Source organism: Gordonia westfalica, from assembly GCF_900105725.1.
GTDB classification, from domain to species: domain Bacteria; phylum Actinomycetota; class Actinomycetes; order Mycobacteriales; family Mycobacteriaceae; genus Gordonia; species Gordonia westfalica.
Genome location: NZ_FNLM01000034.1, coordinates 3,763,841 through 3,776,972, shown reverse-complemented (window position 1 = coordinate 3,776,972; position 13,132 = coordinate 3,763,841). Strand labels below are relative to the sequence as shown.

General features: G+C 69.0%; 12 protein-coding genes and 1 pseudogene. 5 read left to right on the top strand and 8 right to left on the bottom strand.

Annotation, left to right across the window (positions count from 1 at the left end; translation table 11 throughout):
* Positions 1-6: 6 nt before the first annotated feature.
* Together BLU62_RS22800 and BLU62_RS22795 are read right to left on the bottom strand one after the other, a co-directional pair.
* Entirely contained in the window at positions 7-1,608 is a 1,602-nt protein-coding gene (locus BLU62_RS22800; RefSeq protein ID WP_074852192.1) for a Rieske 2Fe-2S domain-containing protein, read from the bottom strand.
* Between the two features lie 139 nt (positions 1,609-1,747).
* A complete protein-coding gene (locus BLU62_RS22795) occupies positions 1,748-2,491 on the bottom strand; it encodes a hypothetical protein (RefSeq protein ID WP_074853164.1) in 744 nt (247 codons plus the stop codon).
* Positions 2,492-2,561: 70 nt separating this feature from the next.
* On the opposite strand from BLU62_RS22795, the gene BLU62_RS22790 reads away from it, so the two are divergent.
* From BLU62_RS22790 to BLU62_RS22775, 4 genes are read left to right on the top strand one after another with little or no spacing between them, the layout of a single operon-like run.
* Positions 2,562-3,176 carry a TetR/AcrR family transcriptional regulator gene (locus BLU62_RS22790; protein ID WP_074853162.1) on the top strand — a complete coding sequence of 205 codons (615 nt, stop codon included), beginning with the start codon at positions 2,562-2,564 and terminating at the stop codon, positions 3,174-3,176.
* A gap of 35 nt (positions 3,177-3,211) precedes the next feature.
* Entirely contained in the window at positions 3,212-3,970 is a 759-nt protein-coding gene (locus BLU62_RS22785; protein ID WP_074852191.1) for a lysophospholipid acyltransferase family protein, read from the top strand.
* Positions 3,971-3,986: 16 nt separating this feature from the next.
* Positions 3,987-4,817, top strand: coding sequence for a lysophospholipid acyltransferase family protein (locus BLU62_RS22780; RefSeq protein WP_074852190.1), 831 nt, complete (start codon positions 3,987-3,989; stop codon positions 4,815-4,817).
* On the top strand, positions 4,814-5,647 hold the full coding sequence (locus BLU62_RS22775; protein ID WP_074853160.1) for a Cof-type HAD-IIB family hydrolase: 834 nt from the start codon (positions 4,814-4,816) through the stop codon (positions 5,645-5,647). The genes BLU62_RS22780 and BLU62_RS22775 overlap by 4 nt, the downstream gene beginning before the upstream one ends.
* A 48-nt stretch (positions 5,648-5,695) precedes the next feature.
* On the opposite strand, the pseudogene BLU62_RS22770 reads toward BLU62_RS22775, so the two are convergent.
* A pseudogene (locus BLU62_RS22770) lies at positions 5,696-7,255 on the bottom strand (peptidoglycan recognition protein family protein); the annotation flags it as partial.
* Positions 7,256-7,683: 428 nt separating this feature from the next.
* Between BLU62_RS22770 and BLU62_RS22765 the strand changes: the two are divergent.
* Entirely contained in the window at positions 7,684-9,171 is a 1,488-nt protein-coding gene (locus BLU62_RS22765; protein WP_074853158.1) for a SpoIID/LytB domain-containing protein, read from the top strand.
* Here BLU62_RS22765 and BLU62_RS22760 read toward each other — a convergent pair.
* The 5 genes from BLU62_RS22760 to BLU62_RS22740 all read right to left on the bottom strand — a co-directional run bounded on the left by BLU62_RS22760 (position 9,168) and on the right by BLU62_RS22740 (position 13,000).
* Positions 9,168-9,854 carry a GAF and ANTAR domain-containing protein gene (locus BLU62_RS22760; RefSeq protein ID WP_084811933.1) on the bottom strand — a complete coding sequence of 229 codons (687 nt, stop codon included), beginning with the start codon at positions 9,852-9,854 and terminating at the stop codon, positions 9,168-9,170. The two genes, BLU62_RS22765 and BLU62_RS22760, sit on opposite strands and share 4 nt — an antisense overlap.
* Before the next feature lie 96 nt (positions 9,855-9,950).
* A complete protein-coding gene (locus BLU62_RS22755) occupies positions 9,951-10,577 on the bottom strand; it encodes a class I SAM-dependent DNA methyltransferase (RefSeq protein ID WP_074852189.1) in 627 nt (208 codons plus the stop codon).
* Positions 10,574-11,353: a PIG-L deacetylase family protein gene (locus tag BLU62_RS22750; RefSeq protein ID WP_074852188.1), complete on the bottom strand. Its 780-nt coding sequence runs from the start codon at positions 11,351-11,353 to the stop codon at positions 10,574-10,576. The genes BLU62_RS22755 and BLU62_RS22750 overlap by 4 nt, the downstream gene beginning before the upstream one ends.
* A 10-nt stretch (positions 11,354-11,363) precedes the next feature.
* The gene (locus BLU62_RS22745) at positions 11,364-12,323 is read right to left on the bottom strand and encodes an acyl-CoA dehydrogenase family protein (protein ID WP_074852187.1); all 960 of its coding nucleotides are present in this window, start codon (positions 12,321-12,323) and stop codon (positions 11,364-11,366) included.
* Complete coding sequence (locus BLU62_RS22740; RefSeq protein WP_074853154.1) at positions 12,320-13,000, bottom strand: glycosyltransferase family 2 protein; 681 nt, start codon at positions 12,998-13,000, stop codon at positions 12,320-12,322. The genes BLU62_RS22745 and BLU62_RS22740 overlap by 4 nt, the downstream gene beginning before the upstream one ends.
* Positions 13,001-13,132: the final 132 nt, after the last annotated feature.

The window sequence follows — 13,132 nt, the reverse complement described above, 5'->3', positions numbered from 1 at the left end:
CCACCGTCAGTCGAGCTTGCTCGCGCGCAGGTCGTGGCCCTTCGAGGTCAGGCAGCGGCCCGACGTCAGGTCCCACTGCCATCCGTGGAGGTTGCAGGTGAGCTTCTCTCCGTCGATGACACCGAACTTGCCGAGGTCGGCCTTCAGGTGCGGGCAGCGGCGCTGGATCTCCCACCCGTCTTTGGTGATCGATGCCGAGTCGTCGTGCGCCTCGGCGAACCAGCCGTCGGCGTAGGCGATGCGCTCGTCGGTCAGGCACTTGAAGAAGGTGTAGAGGAACTCGTTGTACCCGCCGATGCGCCACGTGGTGAAGCGGGTGGACAGGAAGATGGTGTTCACCCAGTCCGGCTCGTTGTCGCGGAGAACGGTGCGCACGAGTTCGGTGGCGATGCGGAAGCCGTAGCGGTACTTGCCCTCTCCCTCTTTCGGCTCGCGCACGATGCGGTTGGGGAAGTCGAGCACCACGGTCTCGGTGGCCTCGTTCGCGGGACCGCCGCCCGGCGTCATCACCAGTCCGACCGGGTAGCCGATGCCGTCGCAGATGAGATCCGACTGGGCCATGATCGGCTCGAAGAGCTCGCGCAGCGAGCCGATCAGCGGCTCGCCCTCCGCCGGCGCCCAGGTGGCCTTGTCCGCGGCGATGACCGGCGCGAACTTCTCCTTCATGCGTTCGAGGTAGGCGCGCTTGTTCTCGCCGAAGACGTCGGCCGGTGCGTAGGGGTGGGTCACCTCGTTCAGCGTCGAACCGCTGAACTCCGCCACCGAACCCGACACCATCATCAGGCCGCGGTGCTTCTCGCCGTCGTCGGTGCCGTGGATGCGCATCTGCTCCAGGAAGGTCTCCTGGTCCGGGAAGATCGACGTGTGGTCCGCGGTCTCCGCCGAGCCGAAGTCGTTGAGGTAGAACAACTCCTCGTCGAGGAACATCGGCGGGCCGGCCGACGGCACGACCCAGGTCGCACCGACCTGCTCGATGTACGACCGCGCACGGTCCATGCCGCGCTGACGCTTCTGGGATGCGAAGTTGGCCTTGGACTTCCGCGGGATGTCGTAGACCATCGGGTACCAGATGGCGCCCGAGTACTGCAGCAGGTGGACGTCGACGTGACCGAAGGCCTCGTCGATGACGTCGAGGTCGATCGGCCGGGCGTCGTTCATGTTGAAGCAGACCGTCTCACCGTCGGAGACGACCAGGCCGCTGTCGCCGATCGGCCCGTCGGCCGGGGCGCGCAGCGCGATGATCATGACGTCGAGCGAACCCTTGTCGTTCGTCACCGTCGTCTTCACCGAGTCGGTGGTCTCGACGAACTTGGTGAAGCCGAGCTTCTCCAGTTCACGACGCAGGTCCGGCACCGGGTAGTCCGGGAGCAGGACGGTCGCGTCCTTGTTGACGTTCTCCCGCAGGTTGCGCTCGTCGAAGTGGTCGCGGTGCAGATGCGAGACGTAGAGGTAGTCGCAGTCGCCGAGCGTCTTCCAGTCGAGGTCGGAGTTGTCGGGGAACGGCACCCACGAGGCGAAGTAGGTCGGGTTGACCCACGGGTCGCAGAGGATCGATCCGGCGGTGGTCTGGATGTGGAAACCGGCATGACCGATGCTGGTGATCTGCACGTAGGGGCCTTTCCTGGTGTGCGCGGGGCTGCCGCGGCGAGCACTACAGGCCTCCAGGGTATCGACCCGCCCTTTCCGGTCGCGTGGGCCATGAGTCCCGACGAGGTGCCCACGTGACGGGTCTCACCGCCGCGGACCCCTACCGCCCGAGCCGCTTCAGGGCGGCGCGGGCCAGGATCGGCAGCTTCGACGCCGCGAACAGACCCCGGACGAGCTTGCTGTCGTCGCGGGGCATGATGCCGGCGCGCTGGACGGCGTCGATGAAGTCGTAGAGCGTCTCGCCCTCCTCCATCAGGCCGCCGGCGTTGAAGTGGTACCGGTCCACCGCCGGTGCCTGGATGAACCGGCCGTCGCCGTAGATGGTCGGCGCCGACTCGTCGTACGGATACATCCGCAGCGCGCCGCTGAAGTGGCCGCTGCCGATGTAGCGGATGACCGTGCGCACGGTGCCGTCCGGCTGGACGTCGACGTAGACCTGGTCGGGCAGCGGGTCGTAGCGCCAGTCGGGGATGGCGTCGAAGAAGGCGAAGTTGTAGGTCACGAAGTCGTCGATCCCGACGACCGTGCGGCCGAACGTCGTGACGTCGGTGTAGCGCAGGTCGGGTGCGTAGAGCTCGTCGTTCACGCTCATGTCGCGGACGAGGAAGCTCCACCAGTACTTCTTGGCCCACGTCATGATCCAGCTGAGATCGGTGTTGTGGACGTCGCTCAGGTGGACGAGTTTCTTGTCGAAGGCGTCGAACCACTCGATGGTCGACCGCTGCAACTCGTCCTCCGGGATGGCCCGGATCTCCACGCCGCGATTGGCGTCTAGGTAGTCGGGCGCGGGCTTGGCGAGGCGCGGACGGGCTAGGGCTTCCTGGAAGGCTTGTTCATCGAACATGAATCGCATGATTCATGTTGAATCGGGCGATGTCAATGGCGGCCCGACCGCGGGATGCGACGATGTTCAGATGAGTTCGGGGAAGCTGTGGCGCGGGCAGACGCTCGAGGACCGCTCGATCGACCGGCGCGAGCAGATGCTCGCCGTCGCCGAGACCCTGTTGGGCAACGGCGGCACCGGCGCGGTGACGATGCGGGCGGTCGTGCGCGAGGCCAACCTGAGTCCGCGCTACTTCTACGAGAGTTTCTCCTCCACCGAGCAGCTGGTCACCGCGGTGTACGACCGCGTCACCGAACAACTCCTCGCCCGGATCGCCGGCCTCGACCGGCCCGCCGACCTCCGCGGGAGCGTGCGCGCGATGCTCGAGGTCTTCCGCGAATTCTTCCAGGACAACCCCGGCCGGGCCCGGATCCTGCTGCGCGAACCGCTCGCCGACGACGTCCTCCGTGCTCATCGTGCGGCCACAGTTCCCGGATTCGTCGAAGCCGTCCTGGGTATGGTCGCCGACGAGAGCTCGCTCGCCCCCGAGCGTGTCGCGGTGATCTCCTCCGCGCTGACCGGCGCCCTCGTGGCCCTCTACCTCGACCACATCGACGGCCGGTTGGCGCTGACGCCCGAACAACTCTCCGACGCCGCCGTCGACCTGGTGTTCGCCGTCACCCGCATCGGTGCCGCCGACGCCTGACCTGCCGCGTCCTGTCACTGGTTAAGCTTTCCGGCATGGAACCCGTCTACGACACCGTGATCACCGCCGCCCGCCTGCTGTGGCTGGCCGAAGGTCTGAAGTTCAAGGTGTCGGGGGTCGAGCACGTCCCGGCCGAGGGGCCGGGCGTCGTCGCGATCAACCACACCGGCTATCTCGACTTCACCTACGCCGGTATCCCCGCTCACCTCCAGGGACGCCGCAAGGTGCGGTTCATGGCGAAGAAGGAGGTCTTCGACAACAAGATCTCCGGTCCGATCATGCGCTCGCTCAAGCACATTCCGGTCGACCGCGCCGCCGGCGCCGACAGTTACCGGGCGGCGGTGGACTACCTCAAGCGAGGCGAACTCGTCGGCGTCTACCCGGAGGCGACGATCAGCCGCAGCTTCGAGATCAAGGCGTTCAAGTCGGGCGCGGCGCGGATGGCCATCGAGTCCGGTGCGCCGATCATCCCGACCGTGATCTGGGGTGCTCAGCGCGTGTGGACGAAGGGACATCCGAAGAAGCTCGGCCGCACCGGCTACCCGATCTCGATCGGGGTCTGCGAAGCGCTCGAACCGACCGGGGACCCCGACGCACTCACCGCGAAGCTGCACGAGGTCATGAGCGCCAAGCTGATCGAACTGCAGGACGCCTACGGCGAACACCCCAAGGGCGAGTTCTGGGTGCCCGCGAGACTCGGCGGATCGGCGCCGACGCTCGAGGAGGCCAACCGCATGGACGCCGAGGAGCAGGCCGAGCGCGCTGCCAAGCGCGCTGAGCGCGACAACCCCTGACCGTTAACCTTGACCCATGAGCAGTGGGGCGCGTCGAGAACGGGAGCCGGTATACCGGACCCTGGAGATCATCGCGAACACGCTCGTCCGCGCCCAGGGCCTCGACCTGCATTTCACCGGGGTCCAGAACATCCCGGAGACCGGCGGTGCGGTGCTGTGCGTCAACCACACCGGCTATGTCGACTTCATCCCCGCCGCGCTGGGCGTCCAGCGCGCGGGCCGGCGCACGAGGTTCCTCATCAAGTCCGAGGTCATGGACGTCGCGATCATGCGATTCCTGGTCAACCACACGAAGACCGTCGCGGTGGACCGATCCCGCGGGGCGGAGGCCTACCGCGCGGCGCTCGGACGCCTTCGTGACGGCCACATCGTCGCGGTGTATCCCGAGGCCACGATCAGCCGCAGCTTCGAGCTCAAGGAGTTCAAGAGCGGCGCGGTGCGGATGGCCGCCGAGGCCGGGGTCCCGATCGTCCCGGCGATCGTGTGGGGCGCCCACCGCCAGTGGACGAAGAGCGGTACGCGCGGGGCCGGGGGCGGCACGCGGAACATGGGTCGCAGCAGGCTTCCGGTGCACATCCGGTACGGGTTGCCGTTCACGGTCGACGCTGCCGAGAAGCCCGAACGCGAAACGCTGCGACTCCGCGACGCGATGAACTCCATGCTCCTCGAGGTCCAGGACGCCTACGGACCGCACCCGGCGGGTGAGTTCTGGGTGCCGTCCCGGCTCGGCGGTTCGGCCCCGACGCCGCCGGAGGCCGCGGTCATCGAAGCCGACGAAGCACTCCGCAAAGCCGAAGCCCGCGCCCGCAAGGCCGCAGAAGAATCCCGAGACAGAGGAAACAGATGACATTCGGTCCACCCACCCTCATCGCCAGCGACGTGGACGGAACACTCATCGACGACGAGAACCGGGTCTCGTCGCGCACCGTGTCCGTGCTGTCGGCGGCCCGCGCGGCCGGGGTGGAGTTCGTGCTGGCGACCGGCCGCCCGCCCCGGTGGATCGCCGAGATCACCGACCAGTTCGCCGGGACCGACGCGTTCGTCCGGTACGCGGTGTGCGCCAACGGCGCCATCATCTACGACGCCGAGCACGATCGGGTGCTGTGGTCGGCGAACCTCGAACCCGACGCCCTCGTGAAGCTGGGAGAGATTGCCTACCAACAGATCCCGGGATGCGGCATCGCCGCCGAACGCGCCGGACGGTCCGCGCACGACGCGGCGACGGCCCCGTTCGTCGCGAGCGCCGGCTACGAGCACGCCTGGCTGAACCCCGACCATGTCGAGGTCGGCGACGACGAGGTGTTCAGCGAACCGGCGGTGAAGTTGCTCGTGCGCAAACCGGATATGCCGAGCGGCGTGATGGCGGCGCGGTTGCAGCCGTTCGTCGGCGACCTCGCGCAGGTGACCTTCTCCACCGACAACGGACTCGTCGAACTGTCGGTGCCCGGCACGCACAAGGCGTCGGGTCTCGCACGACTCTGCGAGGCGACCGGACTCCCGGGCGACGGGTTGATCGCCTTCGGCGACATGCCCAACGACGTCGAGATGCTCACGTGGGCGGGCCATGGCGTCGCCATGGGCCACGGCCACCAGGCCGCGCTCGACGCCGCCGACGAGATCACCGTGGGCAACAACGACGACGGCGTCGCGAAGGTCCTCGAGCGCTGGTTCTCCTGAACCGTCCGGTCCGTGCGGCTCAGGGCGCCGGCGGTGCGGCCTCCGGTGCGGGGCGGGTGCCTGTTCGGGTGCCGGACCAGGTGCCGGCGCGGGTGCTCCCGGCTCGGCGGGCGGTGTCCCCTCCGGTGCCGATTCCGGTGCGGGCTCCGGTGCCGGCGGAGCGCCACCCGCGAGCGCGCGGACCTGTGCCAGGGCCGCGTACCCGTGCACGCCGGGGCAGCTGGTGCTGTTGTAGTCGCGGTGTCCGGAGATCATCGGCAGGTTGGACTGTGTCCCGGCCGCGAACTTGGTGCCCGCGAAACCCTCTGAATTCAGCGTCGCCGTGCCGGCGGGGTTGAGGCCGGCCTTGCCGAGTCGCCAGCGCAGGAAGCGTCCGGCCGCGGCGACCGCCGCCGCGGTGGGCGGCACCTCCTCGAGGTTGCCGATGAACGACAGCCCCACGGTGTCCTTGTTGAAACCGCCGGTGTGCGTGCCCTCCACGTTGCGGTCCAGTCCGCCGAACGCGCCCTCGAAGATCTGGCCGTACTTGTCGACGAGCACGTTGTAGCCGATGTCGCACCAGTTCAGGCTCTGTGCGTGATAGGCGTAGATGCCGCGCACGATCTCGACCGACTGCTGCGGCGAGTAATCGTTGCTGCCCGCGGTGTGGTGCACGATCGCGCCCTTCAGCTGCGGTGAGTACACCGGCTGCGAGCAACGGATCCCTTCGTCGGCGCCCCACTGCTGGCGCGCGACGACCTGCGGTCCGCCGGTCAGCGGGGACAACAGTGACGAACCCAGTGACAGCAGACCTTCCGGACTGATCAGGGTCGCCTTGAGGGTGTTGAGGGCGGTCTCGGCCAGCTTCGTCACGATCTCGCTCGCCGAACCGACCGCCAGCTGGGCCAGGTCACCGCCCTGGGTCTCGGCGGCCGGGATCGCGAGTCCGTCCTTGCTGGCCGCGACCTGAACCTCACGTGCATCGCCGACCCACACCGGTTCGGTGCCGGCCGGCTTGTCCGCAGTCGGCACACCGCCCTTCGAGATCTGCTCCAGGACCGTCCACGGGCTCCAGACCCCGTCGGGTTGCCTGGCGCGAAGCTTGAGATCGACGTCGACGGGCCGGTCCCAGGTGAAGGCGACCATCTTGATGGGGTCCTCGCGCACGATGTGTGTCACCGCCGCACCGACCTCACGCCCGTCCCGCATCGTCGTGACCGGTGGCGGTGTGGTGCTCGCCGGGGCCGGGTCCGGGGTCTTCGTGGTTGTCGGTGCCGGTGCGCTCGGCTCGCTGGTACTCGGGGTCGACGACGACGCGCTCGCTTCCGGCACGACCCCCTTCGGCAGCGGGACCGTCAGGTCGGGCAGGGGGAATGCGTCGGGGTCGATCTCCGGGAGCGTGACGCCTGCGGCGGCGAGGCCCGATGACGCGACGTCGAGGATGGCGGCCGGCAGTTCGCGCAGCGACACCTGCTCGATCTCGGTGTTGGAGATCTTCTTGTTGTCCACGAGCCGGGTGTCGCCGGCCTGCGGGCCGGAAGTGCTCGCGATCACCGCGAACGGGCTCGCGACGACCGCCACGGCGATGGCCGCGAGAGCGATCGAATGCTTCGGTCGGGGGTAACGCACGGGGTCTCCTCGCGTGTACGCAGCCTCGTGCGCCGGGCGGCGTCGAGGCGTGCTCGGGGTCGGCCGCCATCGTGGTGCTCATCGGGTGTCGCGCGACACGACACACGCCGACGGCGGTCCACTCGTGACACTCTTGTTACCTATGGGGCAGGTGTTACTGGTGGTTTGCGTGAGGTCACGATCGCGGTCACAACTCGTGATCTGGTTGTGATCGGCTCGGCTTGGTGAACGTGAAAGAGGTTCACTAATGTCACAGAAGTCCCAATCGTCACATCAGTCACGAATGCGGAAGTCTCCTTCGCCGGAGCTTCCGAGGCTGGTGTCGTCGCGACCGAAGGATGTGTTCTGCAGTGAACAAAGCCCGATTCAGCCGGCTCCTGCCGGGCGGCCCGGCGGCCGGTTCCCGGCCCGCACGGACCCGCGGAAAGATGCTGACCTGGGCCGCGGCCGGGCTCGCGCCCGCACTGCTGGCCGGTGGACTCGTAGCCGCGAGTTCAACGGAATCGACCCTCGGGGTCGAGCTTTCGGTCGGGTCGACGGTGACGCTGATCGGACACGGTCATGGCCACGGCCGCGGAATGGGGCAATGGGGTGCGTACGGCTACGCCCGTAAGGGCTGGTCGGCACAGCAGATCCTGCGCCACTTCTACGGTGGAACCACCGCGGGGAAGGTGGACAGGCCCGAGATCATCGTGGCCCTCACGGGTCAGAACTCGGTGAATGTGCATGCGGACGCCGGAATGCGCGTCGGAGGTCAGACGGTGGCTCCCGGACAGGCGGTCAGCCTGTCCGGGGGCACGGCCACCATCCGCAGCGGATGCGGCGGGGGGGTGATCCGCTCCGTTCCGGCCACGTTCGTCGAACCGCTGAGCATGCTGCCGAACCGGCCCGCGGCCGAGTTCCTCAAGTTCTGTGGTTCCGAGAAGGCATACCGAGGCGCACTGGGCCTCGAAGGTGGACGCGTGGTCAACCGCATCCACATCGACGACTACGTCAAGGGCGTCATCCCGCGCGAGAGCCTGCCCGCCTGGGCCGATTCCGGTGGCGCCGCAGCTCTGCAGGCGCAGGCGGTCGCCGCGCGGACCTATGCGCTCGCCGCGATCGCCGGCGGCAAGAAGATCGACGACACCCAGAACTCCCAGGTCTACGGCGGCGTCTCGGGTGAGGACCGTCGGACCAATGTCGCGGCCGACGCGACGGCCGGCCAGATCCTGTTGCAGAACGGCCGGCCCGCGTTCACCGAGTTCTCCGCCTCGACCGGCGGTTTCTCGGCCGGCGGCCGGTTCCCGGCCGTGCCCGACGAGGGAGACACGGTCTCGCCCAACCACAACTGGACCGCAACCGTGTCCGCGGGCAGCATCGGGGCGGCCTTCGGCGTAGGGGCTCTCCGGAGCTTCGAGGTCGTCGAGGCCAACGGGCTCGGCGCCGAACACGGCCGTGCGCTCAAGGTGCGCGCCGTCGGATCCGGCGGAACGGTCGAGGTCACCGGCGAGCAGGCGCGTACCAAGCTGCAGCTGAAGTCGTCGTGGTTCACCGTGCAGGGCCAGCCGGCGCCGCGCATCGTCAAGCCGCCCACCGGGCCGTCCGGCCCGTCGCTGGGACTCGACTTCGGCAGCTTCGGCCAGTTCGTCGACCAGATCGTCCCCGGATCGTCGAAGTTCCTGGAGATCGCCAGCTCGGCGATGGACGGCAAGTTCGCCGACCTCGGTGGGATCACCGGGCCGCTGGGTCAGGCGATCGGTGTCCCGACGGTGACCCCCGACGCCGCGGGCGTCACCCAGATCTTCGAGAAGGGGATGATGTTCTTCACCCCCGCCACCGGACCGCGCGTCCTCGCCGGCAAGGGTCTCGAGCGGTTCCAGGAGCGCGGCGGCATCCCGGCGCTGGGATTCCCGAAGGACGACGCGCTGGGCTAGGAGGTCTCCGGACCCGCCACGACGATCTGCGCCGCGACATCGACCAGCTTGGTGTTGGTGTCCTGCGACAGGCGCGCCAGCAGGGCGAACGCCTCGCCGGAATCGAGCTTGTAGCGCTCCATGATCATGCCCTTGGCTTGGCCGATGATGTCGCGCGAGCTGAGGGCGGCGCGGAGCTGCTGCTTCTCCTGCACGGCCCCGAAGGCCGTCGCGGCATGCGCGGCGAACAGTTCACCGAGGAGTCGTGCTTCTGATGTGAAGGCACCAGGTCGCGTGCTGTGCAGGTTGAGCGCGCCGAAGTCGTCACCGTCGAGGTAGAGGAAGAAGCACGCCATCGAGCGGATGCCGATGTCGGCGGCCGCGGCGGCGAACCGCGGCCAGCGCTCTTCGGTGTGCATGTCTTCGATCCACACGGTCACGTCGTCGACCGCGGCCCGGATGCACGGACCCTCACCGAGCCGGCGCTGCAACTCGTCGGCCTCGCCGCCCAGATCGCCGATGACGACGGGCGTCTCGATCTCACCATGGGACACCAGCGTGACCGACGCATACTCTGCGCCGGGTATCGCATCGACCGCATACTTGGTCATCGAACGCACCGCAGTCTCGGTGTCGTCACTCTGTCTACGCATCTCGCCGGCGATGCGCGTCATCTGCGCCCCGAAATCCGTCAACTCGGTCAACTCCTGCCTCCTCGTGAGACCGCGTTCCACGCGTCTCAGCCGGACCGACAGCTGAGCGCAGCGCAGGAAGGGATACACCCATTGTCGAGGTAACCATTATGCCGGATCGTATAGTGCCGCGGAAACGACGAGTCCCTCTCGTTGCGCAACCGATCGATCAGGTGACAATCGGAGCACATCGAGGCGGAAGTCGGTGTCGGAGTAGGACGTCGCGATGACCAGCGGAGACGCCGCCAGCGCGGCGTGCACCTCGTCGCCGGACCGCGGATACTCCTCGACGGGCCACCGCCAGTGGACGGCGATCACCTCTCCGCCCGGCTTCAGGGCTGCGGGGAGGCGGGCGATGAGCCCGGCGAGCGCGGCGTCGTCCAGGTAATACAGCACCTCGCTGAGAACGACGAGGTCGAATTGTTCGGTCGGCCAGTCGCCGACGATGTCGCCGACGCGGACGTCGACGTGTCGGTGGCCGGCGAGCCGGCGCTGTGCGAGGTCGACGGCCCGCGGACTGATGTCCGTGCACAGCAGGCGGTCGCAGCGGCCGGCGAGTCCCTCGCTGAGCACCCCGATCGAACAACCCGGCTCGAAGACAGATCGGTATCGGGGCTCGGTGAGAGCGGCGAGGGTCAGCGCGTACTTGCGCCGCTCGTACCACCGGGAGGTGAACCCCCAGGGATCGTCACTCGTCGAGTACATGTCGTGGAAGTAACTGTCCGGCAGGCTCATGCGAAGACGAACTCCCGGTCGCGGAGGAGTCGGGCGAGGATGTGCGGCCCGAGTACGACGGCGTCCTCGGGTGCCTCCGACAGCGGAGAGATCTGGGTGACGAACGCGTCCACCGCCGCGCGCTTGCGGTCGAGGGCTTCGTCGTCGAGGTCGAAGGTCTGCGCCCGCTGCCACGGAATATCCGGGTCGTCGGGACTTGCCCAGTGCCACATCCAGATCGGATACATCCACAACGGCACGCCCAGCCGATCGCCGACGCGTTGCGCGCACCGGCCCACGGCCTCGTGGTCGGGATGGCCGTCGTGGGCCCACACGGCCATCAATCCGGTGCTCGCCGTCGGATTCTCCGCGAGCACCTCGGTCACGATCACCTCGATCTCCTCCTCGTGCTCGGCGAGGGTGCCGTCGGCGAGCCCGCACCATCGAGACGGGCGCAGGCCCAACAGGGAAGTCGCCGTGTCCAATTCGGTGCGGCGCAGGGCGGCGAGCTGTTCCGGGGTGAGGGTCGGCGAGCCGGGGTGCGACGCCGCTCCGTCGGAGAGGCACACCGTGACCACCTCGATCCCGCGCCGCGCGGCCGACGAGATCAGCGCGCCCACCCCCAGGACCTCGTCGTCGGGATGCGCGGACAACACGATCAGGCGCTCCACCGGCAGGTCGACGCCCGGCCACCGCCCGCGGCCGTCGAACCAGTGCTGCCACTCCGACTCCGGGGTCCCGGCGTCCGCCACCGGCGTCGACGCGAACCGTCCCGACATGGTTTCGTCCGCGGTCATACGTCCTCCCTCATGAGTCGTCCGTGGTGAGTTCTGCGGGGCCCGGGATCCGGTCGTCGAGGAGCGACCCGAGAACGGCGAGGTCGGCGTCGGCGTGCGACTGCCGGATGTAGACCGTCAGATCGGCGACCGCCTGGGCATGGTCGGGGTCGGCGACCAGCGGGCCCGGACCCAGCGCGCGGCCGACGCGGTCGACGACCGCGGTGGCGACCTGCTCGATGGTCCACCGCAGACCGAAGGCCTGCCGCTGCGACGGTTCGGTCGGACTCGCGTCGATCCGGCGCGCCGCGGACTCGATCGCCGCCCATCCGGTCGCGAGCTGCGCGTCCACCGCGCCGGCGTGCATCCGCAGCAGAGGATCGTTGGTGCCGGCCACGGCACGGTACAGCGGGCGCGCGACCCGGCGGGCGCCGCCGAACCAGCACGCCGCGACACCCATCCCGCCATGCCAGAAGCCGGGCCGCCTGAGATACGCCCCGACCTCGCCAACCGCGGTGGCGGGCACCGCGTCGAAGGTGACCGTCCCGGTGTCGGTGGCCCTCATCCCGATGCTGTGCCAGGCGGAGAGGTCGACGGACACACCGCGTTGCCGCAGGTCCACGGCGAACAGGCGGTTGCCGGCATCGGTCTCGGCGGTGACCAGTGCGTGGGTGCACGATCCCGCTCCGGAACACCACTCCTTGACGCCGTCGAGCGCCCAGCCGGCCTCGGCGGGATGGGCGTCGACCCGCGTACCGGGCGGTTGAGCGGCCCAGACGCCCCAGAACTCGCCCGGCCGGACCATGTCGCCGACGAGCTCGCCGAGGATGGCGTCGGCGTCCGCGTGCGCCTCGACGAGCCGTCCGGTGGCGATGTCGTCGGAGCAGAACCGGGTGAGCGCGGCGAAGCGCTCGAGCGTCGCACCTGCGCCCGGTCGGGGCAGGTCGAATCCCGGGGAGTCGACGATCTTGTGGGCGGCGTGGGTGCTCATCGCGTGGTCCCGGGGGCGGGGCCGGCGAGCTGTCGCAGGTAGGACGCGAAACCGTGGTCCGTTCGGCCGATGCGTCGGGTGGAGGTGCGCACCGGGGCATCCGCGCCCCACACGATCCGCGCGGCGGCGCCCTGCAGGCGTCGGACGAGGTCGACGTCCTCGTGCGCGTCCAGATCCCGGAATCCGCCGACGGCCGCATAGGCGCTCGCGCGCACTCCCAGATTCGCTCCGTGTACGTGGCGGTGGCCGGGCCGGGCGTCGTACCGTCCGGCGAACATCGTCCCGGTTCCCGGCGGCCATCCGTCGAAGCCGTCGGGAGTGACGATCCCCACGAAAGCGTCGGCACCCGACTCCGCCGCCTGCAGGTGGGCGAGCAGCCAGTCGGGCGGCACCGCCGAGTCGGCATCCGTGGTCGCGAACCAGGTCGTGTCGGCGGGCGTCGGCGACGCCGCGAAGAAGCCGGCCCGTCGCGCGGCACCGACGCACCGAGCGGTCACGTGCAGAGCCGTCATGTGGTCGGGGACGACCGCCGCGGAGTCGTCGTCGCAGGAGTCGAGCACCACGATCACCTGCACCGATCGTCGAAGACCGGCGATCGCGGCGTCGAGTGCGGCGAGGCACGAGGGGAGCAGGGCCCGCTCGTTGTGGGCGGGGACCACGACGACGAGGTCGGTGATGGCGGCCGGCGGTGATGGAGGGGGTGTACCGAACTGGGGTGCCGATACCTCGGGCGATGACGTCACAGGGGCCCCGAACTACTGAAGAAGCAGAGGAACGGGCCCGATGGCTGCAGACCGACGGTCGAAACA